Here is a 13,067-nt window from a genome sequence, read left to right as displayed (position 1 = left end):
GTTCACTCCCTGCCCGTCACTTGTTGTGCGCGGCCTAATGCATCGAATGTGCGGGTCAGGATTCGCTTCAGCATCCCGGTCGGATCTCGCGCTTCTTCCTTGATTCTGTTGCCACTGGCATCCAGCGTGTATTCGATTCGGTTGGCCTGTGAGTCGGAAACGGCGACCAGGCGATGAGCATCGTCGTACTCGTAGCTGATTGCGGTGTTGTCGGGCTGGACCGTGCGTTTGAGAAGCCCTGTCGGCCAGTACTCGTACGAGGTCACCGCACCATGAGTGGTGCTGCTGATCAGCCGCTGTCGAGCGTCGTAGGCATAGGTCGTGATCACATTGTTGGCATCCACCATTTCCAGAGGCTGGCCATAGACGTTGTAGCGAGGGAATCGGGTCATGTGTCCCAGCGCGTTGGTCATGGACTTGAGGTCTCCACGGGTATAGCCGGCCGTGCTGGTGGCGTAGTACTCATGGGTCATGACTACTTGACCGCGTGGATCGGTCTCGGTGAGCACGCGCCCCGCAGCGTCGTAAGTCCAACGTCTGATGCGGATTGGCACACCACTCTGCACCGTGGCGCCGAAGCCCTGAGCGCCATTCGTGTCGGTCGTTGCTTGCTCGGCACGCATGCACAGTACCGCGATCGGCTTGTTGTCGGGCAAATAGGCTCCGGCTGGAGCACAACTGGCCACCGCATTGCCATTCAAGGGATTGGGTTGGCCGTTATAGACCAGGGTCGTAATGCGTCCGGGCTCGGCGATGCGGGTCTGGAAATTCCAGTCAGGGTGCCATTGGGAACTGATCTTGCGGGCTCCGGCCGGCAACGCCATGGCGGCGGCCGCGCAAGTGTCCAGGGCGGTCAGTCCCTCAATCCTGGATGACTCGACGTTGCGGGCTGACTCATAGTTCATGCAAGTGCGATTGCCGTTGTAATCAACCAGTTCCGTGACGTTGAGATGTTCGTCGAAGCTGCGCGTGGTTCGGCGGGCCTTGCCGTCTGCGCCGGTCTGCACCTTTTCTCGCCATTTCACTGCTCCACCAATCTCCGCGACCTTCACCGTTTCTGTGGCTCCGTTGGGAAGCGAGACCAGCGCATCGCCGCCTTGGACCAGAAAGTGGTCCTGCCAAATAACGCCGTGTGTTGCATCGAAATACTCGCGATAGGCCCAAAAAGGGGGCTTTGACCAGCGCACGGAAAATTCATCGTTGCCGGACGCACGCTGCGTGCCGATGGCCCGGCCGACTTCGTCGTAACGATAGGTCCCCACCCGGACGCCTGCCTCGTCCACCTTGCCGGTCAACAACCGTCCATCTGAGCCTTCATAAAGAAACTGCTGCGAAGTTCCATCCGGCCATCGCAGGCGAGACACCCCCAAGGGACTGAGGTCAATGCTCACTGACGCACCTCCCGGATCGGTCACTCCCACCAGCTTTCCCGCCTGGTAGCGCATCGCAATTCGGCGGCCGTCTTGGTCTTCCACATGCAGAATGGCCCCAGCTGGATAATCTGAGCTTGCGCTAATGGCGCGGCTGTAGGAAATTCGTTTTCCGTCCGAGCGGGCGATGTGCATGACCTTTCTCGTTGTATTGTCGTACTCCTCAACGAGATTGGATTTCAGGTCGCGATAAAAAATATGACCGCTATCGTTGGTAGACCATGCGGGGTCAGGCATTGCGACGCTAATAGGTTGTAGTCGGTTGGATGCCCCACGCATGTAGGAACTGAGCTGGCCATTCCCTCGAATGAATGTCAGGATGTTTTCATTGAGGCCCGATAATGCATATTCTCGCTCGACCCCCAGCTGCCATAGCTCTGGGAGGTTGGGCGTTGCCATTCTCGGAAATGGTGCGCCTGCTCGGTCTTCGTAAGGAATGACTCTAGAAGAGTTGAAGATCAGTTGAACGGGGAGCCAAGGTTGCCATCCAATCGGCTCACTCTGAATTTTTGTCCCGAGGCCAACCATGATCGGGTTGCCATGGCACACATCACAAGGAGGCGTATGAAAGCGTTTCTCTGTTGGTATGCAACGATTGACTTCGGGTACGAAGAGCCCACGCGAGCATCCACACATACGAGCGCCGGGGTCAAAACGAGCATATCCATCCACTGTTAGACTCTGACAGGCCATCGTTCCTCCCACCATTCGGGGCTCGGAATCCCAGGCTTGCAGAACTTTCCCGCATTTCCCTCCGCCTAGATCCTCCTTGACGGAGATGGTTGCCCTTATTTCACAGGAGAAAACCCCCGATTGAATGCTAGAAACATTGCATTCACCGACCGAACGCCAACCTCCGATTGTTGAACATACGCCAAGATTGGTAGGGCAGTTTGTGTTTCCAAAATCCAAGGCGAGCGCGAGTGACCTTTCAGGAAAGCTGCTGTCTCCGTGTTCTCCGGAGGACTTGATGACAAATGTTGAAGTCCCTTCTGATGAACCTCTGCACGACGCCGGTGTAAAAGTTGCGCGAGCGTCGCTCCATACTGATGGTTTAACCCATTTTTCGTAGGCGCTTACTGCCTTTGTGATAAGAAGAAGGCTTAGAAATAGGGTCCACCCGATAATATGTCGATGATGGCGATAAGATGGTTTCGCGAGAGCTGCGCCGCTGTGACGTCTGTTGCAATTCAAGATCGTTCCTTCAAGTCTCGCTCACTAGAAGTGGTAGCTTTTCATCCCATATTGGCGATCAGATATCGAGGGGGAAAAGCACGCTGATGCGTTCGCTGGATGCAAGATAAGCCGCACCCGATGGCGGTTGAATCCCCCATAAGTTGGTGCGCTGTCCGTTAATCGAACGGGGGAACCGGACGGGGGAAGGTCCGCAGCGTTTTTACAACTTGGCTGCAATCAGCCGGGAGCCGTCAATCGGCACAGATATCAACTCAAGTGCTTGGCCGTCGATCGTCGATGTGCGAAGAGCGCGCGGGGTTTTCAGCGCGCCACGACACTGCCCCCGGGTTTCCACTGGATCCGCCACGCTGTCCACCCGGCCTCCCTGTTCCTAGAATCCGCGCCATTCAATTGCCGTCGCACCGCGACCCGAGGAACAACGATGAAGAAGTTTGCCGCCCTGTCCGCCCTCAGCCTGGCCCTGCTGCTGCCCGCCATCCCCGCGCTGGCCGCGCCGGTGCCCGATGCGTCGACGGCGCAGAGCCTGCGCGACGCGGTGCGCACCGACCGCAAGTCCGTGGTGCTGAAGTCCCTGGCGCTGGACGAGGCCCAGACCGAGCGCTTCGTGAAGATCTACGCCGCCTACGAGAAGGAGCTGGACGCGCTGCACGCCCGCTTCACGCGCCTGGTGGTCGAAAAGGTCAGCGCCGGCGACAAGCTCACCGAGCGCCAGGCCAAGTACTTCTCGCGCGAATACCTGGCGATGGCCGACGCCGAGAACAAGCTCTATCGCAAGTACCACCCGCGCGTGGTCAAGGCCATCGGCGAGACCGGGGCCGCCCGTTTCCTCAGCGCCGAACGCCGCATCCGCGCGCTGCAGGACTACGACCTCTGGATGTGACGGACATCCCCCGGCTGCGGGGGTGTCACGCTTTCATGCTTGAACCGTCACGAAGGAGCATGGAATAGTCCGATCGGCGGTCCGGCTTTGCCGGCCGTTTGTTTTTCATCTGACTGGGTCTCCATGGTGTTGCGCGAACTGAAGACGAGGCGGCCGCAGGGCTTCACGCTGCTGGAGCTGCTGGTGGTGATGGTCATCATCGGGTTGCTGGCCGGCTATGTGGGTCCGCGCTTCTTCGGCCAGATCGGCAAGTCCGAGGTCAAGGCGGCGCGCGCGCAGATCGACGCGCTGCAGAAGGCGCTGGACCAGTACCGCATCGACACCGGCCGCTATCCCAGCACCGAGCAGGGCCTGGCCGCGCTGACCGCGCGGCCCGCCGACGAGCCGCGCTGGTCCGGCCCCTATCTCAGCAAGGCGGTCCCCAAGGACCCCTGGCACAACGACTACGTGTATCGCGCGCCGGGCGAGCATGGCGATTACGACCTGTCCTCGCTGGGCCGCGACGGCCGCCCCGGCGGCGAGGGCGAGGACGCCGACCTGAACAGCTGGTGAGCCCGGCTTCGCATGGGTCCGCCGCGATGCCGCAGTATCTCGCCCGCATCTACCGCCCCGAGCAGGGCGTGACGCAGCAGCGCGTCGCCGCGCCGGACCGCCAGGCCATCGCCGCGCAGCTGGGCGTGCCGCCCCAGCATGTGCTGGACGCGCGCGAGCTGGACGCCGAGGCGCCCGCGCGGCCGGGGGCGCGCCGCTTTCCGCTGCAGCTGTTCAGCCAGGAGTTGTCGGTGCTGCTGGACGCCGGCATCACGCTGCTGGAGGCGCTCAGCACGCTGCGCGAGAAGGAGTCCAGCGAGCCGGTGCGCCAGGCGCTGGACGCGGTGCTGGACGCGGTGCGCCAGGGCCAGCCGCTGTCGGCCGCGCTGCGCCAGCAGCCGCAGACCTTCGACGAGCTGGTCTGCGCCATCGTCGCCGCCAACGAACGCAGCGGCCAGCTCGCCACCGCGCTGGCCCAGCACGCGCGCTACCTGGCCTGGGTGGACAAGCTGCGCTCGCAGCTGATCGCCGCCTGCGTCTATCCGGCCATGCTGCTGCTGGTCGGCTCGGGGGTGATCCTCTTTCTGCTGCTGTATGTGCTGCCGCGCTTCGCCGGCATCCTGGAGGCCGGCAATGCCGAGCTGCCCTGGGCCTCGCGCGCGCTGATCCTCTTTGGCCAGCAGGCCGGCGCGCATCCGGGGCTGGTGCTGGGCGGGGTCGCGGCGCTGGTCGCGGCCGGGGTTGCGGCCTGGCGCCACCCGCGCCTGCGCGAGCGCGCCCAGGCCGCGCTGTGGACCCTGCCGGTGCTGGGCCCGCGGCTGCGCGTGCTGGCGCTGGCGCGGCTCTACCGCAGCCTGGCCATGCTGCTGGCCGCCGGCGTGCCTGGCCTGAGCGCGCTGCGCATCGCGCGTGACGTGGTCGCCGCGCCGTGGCGCGCCGCGGTCGGCGAGGCGGCCGAGGCGGTGGCGCGCGGCGAGCGCCTGTCGGAGGCGCTGGAGGCCCAGGACCTGGCCACCCCGGTGGCGCGGCGCATGGTGCGCGTGGGCGAGCGCAGCGGCGAGCTGGCGCAGATGCTGGAGCGCGCCGCGGCCTTCCACGACGAGGAGGTCGTGCGCCTCACCGAACTGCTGACGCGCGCGGTCAACCCCGCGCTGATGCTCATCATGGGCGTGCTGATCGGCGGCATCATCGTGCTGATGTACCTGCCCATCTTCCAGCTGGTGGAGCAGGTGCAATGACGACGACCGCCGCCGCCCACACGCTGGCGCACTGGCTGCCGGCCGAGCAGGGGCCCTGGCACCTGGACTTCGAGCGCTGGCCGCAGGCCCAGGCGCAGCGCTGGCGCGCCGTGCTGGCGGTGGACGCGCAGGGCGGCGCGCGCCTGCTCGCCGACCGCGATCCGGACTGGCTGCTGCTGCAGAGCGCCGAGGCGCGGCTGCAGCAGCCGCTGCAATGGCTGCGCTGCGACGCGGCGGCGGTGGAGCACTGGCTGGGCACCGGCGAGGCGGGCTTTCGCGCGCTGGCCGATGTCGACGAAGGCCCGGCCCCGGCCGCCGCCGACGGCGCGCAGACCGAGGAGCTGTCCGCGCTGCGCCTGTCGGAATCGGCCAGCCCGGTGGTGCGCCTGCTCAACGCGACGCTGTACGACGCGCTGCAGGACGGCGCGTCGGACGTGCACATCGAATGCACCGCGCGCGGCGCGGTGATCCGCTTCCGCATCGACGGCGTGATGAGCCTGATCCGCGAAGTCGAGGGCCAGGCCGTCGCCGAGCAGCTGGTGTCGCGGCTCAAGGTGATGGCCGAGCTGGACATCGGCGAGCGCCGCCTGCCGCAGGACGGCCGCTTCAAGCTGCGCCAGCAGGGCCGCGAGATCGACTTCCGCCTCTCCATCATGCCCAGCGTGTTCGGCGAGGACGCGGTGATCCGCGTGCTGGACCGCGCGCGCATCGAACACGAGCAGGGCGCGCTGACGCTGGACGCGCTGGGCTTCGACGCCGAGGAGCGCGCCGCGATCCGCCAGCAGGCGCGCGCGCCGCACGGCATGCTGTTGGTCACCGGGCCCACCGGCTCGGGCAAGACCACCACGCTGTACGCGACGCTGACCGAGATCCACAGCGGCCAGGACAAGATCATCACCATCGAGGACCCGGTGGAATACCAGCTCGCCGGCGTCGTGCAGATCCCGGTCAACGAAAAGAAGGGGCTGACCTTCTCGCGCGGGCTGCGCTCCATCCTGCGCCACGACCCGGACCGCGTGATGGTGGGCGAGATCCGCGACGCCGAGACCGCGCAGATCGCGGTGCAGGCCGCGCTGACCGGCCACCTGGTCTTCTCCACCGTCCATGCCAACAACGCCTTCGACGTGATCGGGCGCTTCATGCACATGGGCCTGGACCTGTACAACGTGGTCTCGGCGCTCAACGCGGTGCTGGCGCAGCGCCTGCTGCGCCTGAGCTGCCGCCACTGCGCCCGGCCCTTCGAGCCCGATGCCGGGCTGCTCGCGCGCCACGGGCTCAAGGCCGGCGACGGCAGCTTCCTGAAGGGCGAGGGCTGCGGCCATTGCCGCGGCTCCGGCTACAAGGGGCGGCGCGCGGTGGCCGAGCTGCTGCGCCTGGACGACGGGCTGCGCGACCTGATTGCCGCGCGCGCGCCGATGTCGCAGATCAAGGAGGCCGCGCGCGCCCGCGGCATGAAGCCGCTGCGCGCGATGGCTCTGGGCGCCGTCTGCCGCGGCGAAACCACCTTCGAGGAACTGGAACGTGTCACGCTGGACGAATGAGCGCGCGCGCGCCGGCCTGCTCGCCGGCTGGCTGCGCCGCCGGCTGGCGCGGCCGCAGACCCTGTGGATCGCGCCCGCCGGCCTCGCCAGCGGCGCGCCGCCCGCCCGCCCACAGCCCGCGGCGGACTGGGCCGCGCAGCATGCGCAGGCCTCGGTGGACGGTGTGGTCTCCGAGCTGATGCTGCACCACCTGCTGGTGGAGCCGGGTCTGCCGCTGGCCGACCGCGCCGCGGTGCAGGGCTACGCCCGCCAGCAGTTCGCCCACTACTGGGGAGCGGCCGCCACGCGTTGGCCGCTGGCGGCCTGGCGCCAGGGCGGCGGCGAACGGCCGCAGGCCGGCGCCAGCGCGCTGGGCAGCGCCGACTGGCCCGCGCTGCAGCAGGCGCTGCAGGCGCGCGGCGTGCGTCTGCGCTCGCTGCGCCCGGCCTGGGCCGCGCTGCTGCCCGGGCTGGTGGCGCGCGAGCCGGACTGGTGGTCCGCCCCGCAGGCGGCGCTGGCCTGGGTGGAGGCCGATGGCGGCCAGGCCAGCCTCAGCTGGCTGCAATGGCGCGGCGGGCGCTGCGAGCAGCTGCGCCACCAGCGGCTGCGCGCGCCCAGCGTCGAGGCGCTGGACGAGGCGCTGGCCGCGCTGACCCAGGCACAGCCCGCGCTGCCGGTGCTGCTGATGGGCTACGGGTTGGACCGGCCGCGCGCGCTGGCGCGCCCCGGGCTGCGCCAGCCCGAGCCGCTGGACGGCGTGGCGCCGCGCCTGGAGTGGTTCGCCGCGTCGGCCGGTGAAGCCCTGCCCGCGCCGGATTTCATCGAGCGCCCGCAGCGGCCCAGCCCGCTGTCGCTGGCGCTGGCCGCGACCGCGCTGGCGGTGCTGGGCGTGGCTGGCTGGGAGGCCTGGCAGCAGCACCAGCGGCTGGACGCGCTGCAGGCCCAGGCCCAGACGCTGCGAGCGCGCGCCGGTGCCGCGGCGCCGGCGGCGGCCCGCAAGACGGCGCGGCCCGAACCCGGCGCGGCCGGCGTGGCCCAGGCCCGCGCGGCGCTGGAACACCCCTGGGGCCGCGTGCTCAGCGACATCGAACACAGCGGCGCCGACCAGGCCCAGCTCGCCTGGCTGGCGCTGGACCACGCGGCGGGCCGGCCCGAGCTGCGCCTGGAGGGCGTCGCCGCCGACCGCGGCCAGGCCCTGCAGCTGGCCGACCGGCTCGCGGCGCGCGCCGGCTGGCGCGATGTGGTGCTGGCGCGGCTGCAGCAGGGCGAGCCGGCGCAGGGGCCGCGGCCACGCTTCGAGATCCAGGCGCGCGTGCAGGGCGCGCCGCTGGCGGCGGGAGCGGCACGATGAGCGCCGCGGTGCTGCGCCTGCGCCTGGCCGCCGCGCGCGCGGCGTTGCGCGACCCGGCCTGGTGGCGCCGCCACGGGCTGTCGCTGCTGGCCCTGCCACTGCTGCTGGCCGCGGCCGTGCTGGCGCTGGGCCTGCAGCCGCGCTGGGCGGCGCAGGAACAGGTCTTGCGCCAGGAGCTGCAGACGCTGCGCCAGCGGCCGCAGCCCGTCGCGGGCACGGCGGCGCCGCTGGACAACGCGCGCTGGCGCGCCGGCCTGCCCGAGTCCGGGCTGCGCCAGGGTCGCCTGGCCGACCTGCTGGAGCTGGGACTGCGCCAGGGCCTGAACGGCGTGCGCACCGAGCACCGCCTCAGCCGCGACAGCGAGGCCGGCCTGGAGCGCCTGCGCGTGACCATGCCGCTGCGCGGCAGCTATGCGCAGCTGCGCGCCTATGTCGGCGCCGCGCTGGCGCAGGACGAGGGCTTGAGCCTGGACAGCCTCAAGCTGCGCCGCGCCTCCGACCAGGACGCCGAGCTGGAGGCCGAGCTGGTGTGGTCGCTGTACAGCCGCCTGCCCGCCGCGGAGGTGGCGCGATGAGCCGCCGCGACCGCCCGCGTTCGCGCGCCGCGCTGGGCCTGGCCCTGGGCGCGACGCTGGCCGCCACCTGGTGGGCCGCGACGCTGGACACCGCGCCCGAGCCGGTGGCGACGGCGCAGCGCGGCGGCGCGCCGCGCCCGGCCGAGGCCGCCGTGCCCGTGGCGCCGCCGCCCGTGGCGCCGCCGCCCGTGGCCGCCGCTTCGGCCGCCTCCGCGGCGGCTTCCGGGTCGGCGCGCGCGCCCTGGCCCGAACCGGCGGCCTCCGCGCTGGCCGCGTGGATGCCGCCACCGCCACCGCCGCCGCCCCCGGCTCCCGTCGCGGCCCCCATGGCCCCGCCGCCGCCGGTGGCGCCGCCCTTTCCGTATCAGCTGATAGGCCGGCTGGACGAAGGCGGCAAGCCCGTCGCCCTGCTGGCCGGCCCCAGCCGCACCGTGGCCGCCCGCGAGGGCGAGGTGCTGGACGGCCAGTGGCGCGTGCAGTCCGTGCAGCCCTCCGGCGTCCAGCTCGTCTGGCTGCCGGCCCAGCTGCCCCAATCCATCGCCTTCCGACCCCTGCCCTGATGAAGCCGACGCAACACCTGACCCTCCTGCTGCTGGCGGCCTGCGCGCTGCTGCAGTCCTGCGCCCATCCGGCGCTGCGCCAGTCGGAGGAGCTGCAGCGCGCCAACCAGTGGCAGCAGGCCGACGAGGTGCTGCAGCAGGCGCTCAAGGAAGCGCCGCGCAACGCCGAGCTGGGCGCCGCCGCGCGCCGCCTGCGCGAGCAGCGCGTGCAGCGCCTGCTGCTGCAGCTGGAGACGCAGCGCGGCGCCGCGCGCTGGGACGCGGCGCTCGAATCGCTGCAGCAGCTGCGCGAGATCGACCCGCATCACCCGCGCCTGGCCTGGTATGCCGCCGAGGTGGAGCGCGGCCCGCGCCAGGAGGCTCAGCTCAAGAGCGCACGCGCGCTGCTCAAGGAAGGGCGGCTGGACCGCGCCGAGAAGCTGGCGCGCGAGCTGCTGGCCGAGTCGCCGCAGAACCCCGCCGTGCAGCTGCTGCTGAGCCAGATCGCGCAGGCCCGGCCGCTAGAGTACGCGACGGGCGAGCTGGCGCCGGCCTTCCAGAAGCCGGTCACGCTGGAGTTCCGCGAGGCGCCGCTGCGCCAGGTCTTCGAGGCGCTGGCGCGCGCCTCCAACATCAACTTCGTGTTCGACAAGGACGTGCGCGGCGACCAGCGCATCACCGTCTTCCTGCGCCAGGTGACGCTGGACGAGGCGATGCGGGTGATCCTGTCGACCCAGCAGCTGGAGCGCAAGCTGCTCAACGACAGCTCGGTGCTGATCTATCCGGCCACCCAGGCCAAGCAGCGCGAGCACCAGGAGCTGGTCACCCGCACCCTCTACCTGACCAATGCCGACGTGAAGCAGGTGCAGGCCCTGCTGCGCACCATCGCCAAGGTGCGCGACATCCACATCGACGAGCGGCTCAACCTGCTGGTGGTGCGCGACACGCCCGAGGTGCTGCGCCTGGTGGACCGGCTGGTCGCGTCGGTGGACCTGCCCGAACCGGAGGTGATGCTGGAGGTGGAGGTGATGGAGCTGGCCTCCGACCGGCTGGACCAGCTGGGCCTGCAATGGCCCGAGACGGTGCAGTACGGGCTGATCAGCGACAGCGGCCAGGTTCCGACCGGTCAGGTGCCGCTCGGGCAGCGCCACAACTTCCGCTACAGCGTGGCCAACCCCGCGGTGGTGGCCACCATCAAGGGCAGCTCGGGCAACACCAATCTGCTCGCCAACCCCAAGATCCGCGTGCGCAACCGCGACAAGGCCAAGGTGCTGATCGGCCAGAAGGTGCCGGTGTTCACCACCACCACCAACTTCAGCGTCGGGGCGTCGGTGGCGGCCTCGGTGTCCTACCTGGACGTGGGCCTGAAGCTGGAGGTGGAACCCAGCATCCAGCTCGACAACGACGTCGCGATCAAGGTCAACCTGGAGGTCAGCAACCTGATCAAGCAGGTCACCGGCCCCGGCGGCACCACGGCCTACGAGGTGGGCACGCGCCAGACCTCGACGACGCTGCGCCTGGCCGACGGCCAGACCCAGATCCTGGCCGGCCTGATCAACGACGAGGACCGGCGCAGCGCCAGCGGCGTGCCCGGGCTCTCGGGCCTGCCGCTGGTGGGGCGGCTGTTCGGCGTGCAGACCGACAACCGCAACAAGACCGAGATCGTGATGCTGATCACGCCGCGCATCGTGCGCAACCTGGCCCTGCCCGACGCCGCGCTGATGCAGTCGCCGGGCGGCGTCGACGCGTCGCCGGGCGCGGCCAGCGCGCGCTTCCGGCCCGAGGCGAAGGCCGGCGTGGGCCTGTCCTCGGCCGGCGGCCTGGCGGGGCTGCCGCGCCCCGCGCCCAGCCCGGTCGCACCGCCGCAGCAAGCGCAGCCACAGCAGGCCGCGCCGGCCGAGGTGGTGGTGCAGCTGGACGTCACGCCGCAGGTGGCGGCGCTGGGCACGATCTCGGTCACGCTGAAGCAGGACAGCCCGCATGGCGTGAAGGGCGAGCTGGAGTACGACCCCAACCGCGTGCAGCCGGCGCAGGCCATCCCGGGCCTGGTGCCGGGCCGCCTGCCGGTGGAGCTGGGCGCGCGCGGCGAGCGCGCCTTCGTGTTCCGCGCGCTGCCGGCGGCCAGCGGGCAGGTGCTGAACTTCGGCGTCTCGTCGCTGCAGGCCAGCGGCCTGAACGGCGAGTCGCCGCCGGTGCGCGCCGAGGGCAGCGGCCTGGTCACGGTGGACGCCGACAAGTCGGCGCCGCGCTGAACAGAGCGGACCGGAGCAGGCCATGCGCGCGCGCGGCTTCACGCTGATCGAGATGCTGGTGGTGCTGGCCATCCTCGGCGTGCTCGCGGCGGCGGCGCGGCCCATGCTGCTGCTGGCGCAGCAGCGCCAGCAGGAGTTCGCGCTGCGCGAGGCGCTGCGCAGCCTGCGCGGCGCGCTGGACGCCTACAAGCGCGCCGCCGCCGAAGGCCAGATCCTGCAGGCGCCCGACGACAGCGGCTATCCGCCCGACCTGCTCGTTCTGGTCAACGGCGTGCCCGACGCGAAGTCGGCCAGCGGCCGCCGCCTCTACTTCCTGCGCCGCTTGCCGCGCGACCCCTTTGCCGACCCCACGCTGCCGCCAGAGCAGAGCTGGGGCCTGCGCGCCTACGACAGCTCGCCCGAGGACCCGCGCCCCGGGCGCGACGTGTTCGACGTGCGCTCGCTGTCCACGCGCCGCGCGCTGGATGGCAGCTACTACAAGGACTGGTGAGATGGGCAGGCCTCGCGCGCCGCGCGGATTCACGCTGATCGAGCTGCTGGTGGTGATGGCCATCGTCGCGCTGCTGGCCAGCATCGCCGCGCCGCGCTACATCGCCAGCCTGCAGAAGTCGCGCGAGACCGCGCTGCAGACCTCGCTGCGCGTGATGCGCGACGCGGTGGACCAGTTCGCCGCCGACCAGGGGCGCTACCCGGATTCGCTGGAGGAGATGGTCAGCGCGCGCTATCTGCGCGAGATCCCCGAGGACCCGGTGCTGGGCAGCCGCGAGGGCTGGGTGCTGCTGCCGCCGCCGGCCGACGCCCAGCTCAAGGGGCAGGTCTGGGACCTGCGCAGCGGCGCCGCCGGCCGCGCCAGCGACGGCCGGCTCTACGCCGACTGGTGAGCGTGATGGCCCGGCGGTCAGAGGACGGCAGGGCCGCGCGGGCGCGCGGCTTCACCTATCTGGGCCTGCTCTTCATCGTCGCGATCACCGGCGCCGCGCTGGCCGCGCTGGGTCAGCAATGGCAGACCGCCGCGCAGCGCGAGCGCGAGCGCGAACTGGAGTTCCGCGGCCGCGCCATTGTCCGGGCGATCGAAAGCTACATGGCCGCCGACCCCGCCAATCCCGGGCGCTATCCGTCGCGTCTGGACGACCTTGTGGTCGATATGCGCACAGTCCGTGCGAGGCACCATCTGCGCCAGCTCTATGCCGACCCCTTCACCGGGCAGGCCGACTGGGTGCTGATCGCGCCGCCGGGCCAGCCCGAGGGCATACGCGGCGTGCGCAGCCGCTCCGACCGGCCGCTGCTGCGCCGGCTGAGCGAGTCTGGCGAAACCCGCGCCAGCGACTGGGTTTTCGAGGCCGGCGGGCCTCTGGCAAGACCTGACCCCGCCGCCAGTTCTCCCCCGCAGAACTGAGCCCGCGCCGCGATTGCGCGCCGCACCGCGTGCTTGTGAACCCCCTGCTTGCGGGGAGGGACAAGCCATGATGTCGGTCATGTGACAGCTCCTGAGAATCCGCGATCTGCCCCCAGGCGGCGACGAAAAGCGTGAACAAATGCGCGCCATCGCCGACT

The 13,067-nt window shown here is 70.1% G+C and carries 12 protein-coding genes; 11 read left to right on the top strand and 1 reads right to left on the bottom strand.

Annotated elements, in window-relative coordinates:
- Positions 1–2 precede the first annotated feature (2 nt).
- The gene (locus LZ017_RS09275; RefSeq protein WP_241396406.1) at positions 3–1,829 is read right to left on the bottom strand and encodes a hypothetical protein; all 1,827 of its coding nucleotides are present in this window, start codon (positions 1,827–1,829) and stop codon (positions 3–5) included.
- A gap of 1,219 nt (positions 1,830–3,048) precedes the next feature.
- Between LZ017_RS09275 and LZ017_RS09270 the strand changes: the two genes are divergently transcribed.
- From LZ017_RS09270 to LZ017_RS09220, 11 genes are all read left to right on the top strand, one after another.
- Entirely contained in the window at positions 3,049–3,507 is a 459-nt protein-coding gene (locus tag LZ017_RS09270; RefSeq protein ID WP_241396404.1) for a hypothetical protein, read from the top strand.
- A gap of 123 nt (positions 3,508–3,630) precedes the next feature.
- On the top strand, positions 3,631–4,059 hold the full coding sequence (gene gspG / locus LZ017_RS09265) for a type II secretion system major pseudopilin GspG (RefSeq protein ID WP_241396402.1): 429 nt from the start codon (positions 3,631–3,633) through the stop codon (positions 4,057–4,059).
- Positions 4,060–4,085: 26 nt separating this feature from the next.
- Complete coding sequence (locus LZ017_RS09260; RefSeq protein WP_241396400.1) at positions 4,086–5,276, top strand: type II secretion system F family protein; 1,191 nt, start codon at positions 4,086–4,088, stop codon at positions 5,274–5,276.
- Positions 5,273–6,817 carry a GspE/PulE family protein gene (locus LZ017_RS09255; RefSeq protein WP_241396398.1) on the top strand — a complete coding sequence of 515 codons (1,545 nt, stop codon included), beginning with the start codon at positions 5,273–5,275 and terminating at the stop codon, positions 6,815–6,817. The genes LZ017_RS09260 and LZ017_RS09255 overlap by 4 nt, the downstream gene beginning before the upstream one ends.
- Positions 6,798–8,147 (top strand): hypothetical protein, encoded by a 1,350-nt coding sequence (locus tag LZ017_RS09250; RefSeq protein ID WP_241396396.1) that lies wholly within the window; start codon positions 6,798–6,800, stop codon positions 8,145–8,147. Before LZ017_RS09255 ends, LZ017_RS09250 begins: the two co-directional genes overlap by 20 nt.
- Positions 8,144–8,722 carry a hypothetical protein gene (locus LZ017_RS09245; RefSeq protein ID WP_241396393.1) on the top strand — a complete coding sequence of 193 codons (579 nt, stop codon included), beginning with the start codon at positions 8,144–8,146 and terminating at the stop codon, positions 8,720–8,722. Before LZ017_RS09250 ends, LZ017_RS09245 begins: the two co-directional genes overlap by 4 nt.
- Positions 8,719–9,282, top strand: coding sequence for a hypothetical protein (locus LZ017_RS09240; RefSeq protein WP_241396391.1), 564 nt, complete (start codon positions 8,719–8,721; stop codon positions 9,280–9,282). Before LZ017_RS09245 ends, LZ017_RS09240 begins: the two co-directional genes overlap by 4 nt.
- Positions 9,282–11,513, top strand: a complete 2,232-nt coding sequence (locus tag LZ017_RS09235) for a secretin N-terminal domain-containing protein (RefSeq protein WP_241396389.1) — start codon at positions 9,282–9,284, stop codon at positions 11,511–11,513. Before LZ017_RS09240 ends, LZ017_RS09235 begins: the two co-directional genes overlap by 1 nt.
- A 22-nt stretch (positions 11,514–11,535) precedes the next feature.
- Positions 11,536–12,003 carry a type II secretion system protein gene (locus tag LZ017_RS09230; protein WP_241396388.1) on the top strand — a complete coding sequence of 156 codons (468 nt, stop codon included), beginning with the start codon at positions 11,536–11,538 and terminating at the stop codon, positions 12,001–12,003.
- Position 12,004: 1 nt separating this feature from the next.
- A complete protein-coding gene (locus LZ017_RS09225; protein ID WP_241396386.1) occupies positions 12,005–12,394 on the top strand; it encodes a type IV pilin protein in 390 nt (129 codons plus the stop codon).
- Positions 12,395–12,399: 5 nt separating this feature from the next.
- Positions 12,400–12,909: a type II secretion system protein gene (locus LZ017_RS09220; RefSeq protein WP_241396384.1), complete on the top strand. Its 510-nt coding sequence runs from the start codon at positions 12,400–12,402 to the stop codon at positions 12,907–12,909.
- Positions 12,910–13,067 lie beyond the last annotated feature (158 nt).

The sequence above is a fragment of the Pelomonas sp. CA6 genome (assembly GCF_022549225.1).
In the GTDB taxonomy this organism is placed as follows: Bacteria; Pseudomonadota; Gammaproteobacteria; order Burkholderiales; family Burkholderiaceae_C; genus Roseateles.
Note: the sequence above shows the minus strand (reverse complement) of the source record. Positions and strands in the feature narration are given on the sequence as shown.

Coding starts and splice junctions, on each gene's coding strand:
- LZ017_RS09260 (WP_241396400.1), top strand. CDS start 4,086: ATGCCGCAGTATCTCGCCCGCATCTACCGCCCCGAGCAGGGCGTGACG.
- LZ017_RS09225 (WP_241396386.1), top strand. CDS start 12,005: ATGGGCAGGCCTCGCGCGCCGCGCGGATTCACGCTGATCGAGCTGCTG.
- LZ017_RS09230 (WP_241396388.1), top strand. CDS start 11,536: ATGCGCGCGCGCGGCTTCACGCTGATCGAGATGCTGGTGGTGCTGGCC.
- LZ017_RS09220 (WP_241396384.1), top strand. CDS start 12,400: ATGGCCCGGCGGTCAGAGGACGGCAGGGCCGCGCGGGCGCGCGGCTTC.
- LZ017_RS09235 (WP_241396389.1), top strand. CDS start 9,282: ATGAAGCCGACGCAACACCTGACCCTCCTGCTGCTGGCGGCCTGCGCG.
- LZ017_RS09240 (WP_241396391.1), top strand. CDS start 8,719: ATGAGCCGCCGCGACCGCCCGCGTTCGCGCGCCGCGCTGGGCCTGGCC.
- LZ017_RS09255 (WP_241396398.1), top strand. CDS start 5,273: ATGACGACGACCGCCGCCGCCCACACGCTGGCGCACTGGCTGCCGGCC.
- LZ017_RS09245 (WP_241396393.1), top strand. CDS start 8,144: ATGAGCGCCGCGGTGCTGCGCCTGCGCCTGGCCGCCGCGCGCGCGGCG.
- LZ017_RS09275 (WP_241396406.1), bottom strand. CDS start 1,829: ATGGCAACGCCCAACCTCCCAGAGCTATGGCAGCTGGGGGTCGAGCGA.
- LZ017_RS09270 (WP_241396404.1), top strand. CDS start 3,049: ATGAAGAAGTTTGCCGCCCTGTCCGCCCTCAGCCTGGCCCTGCTGCTG.
- gspG (WP_241396402.1), top strand. CDS start 3,631: ATGGTGTTGCGCGAACTGAAGACGAGGCGGCCGCAGGGCTTCACGCTG.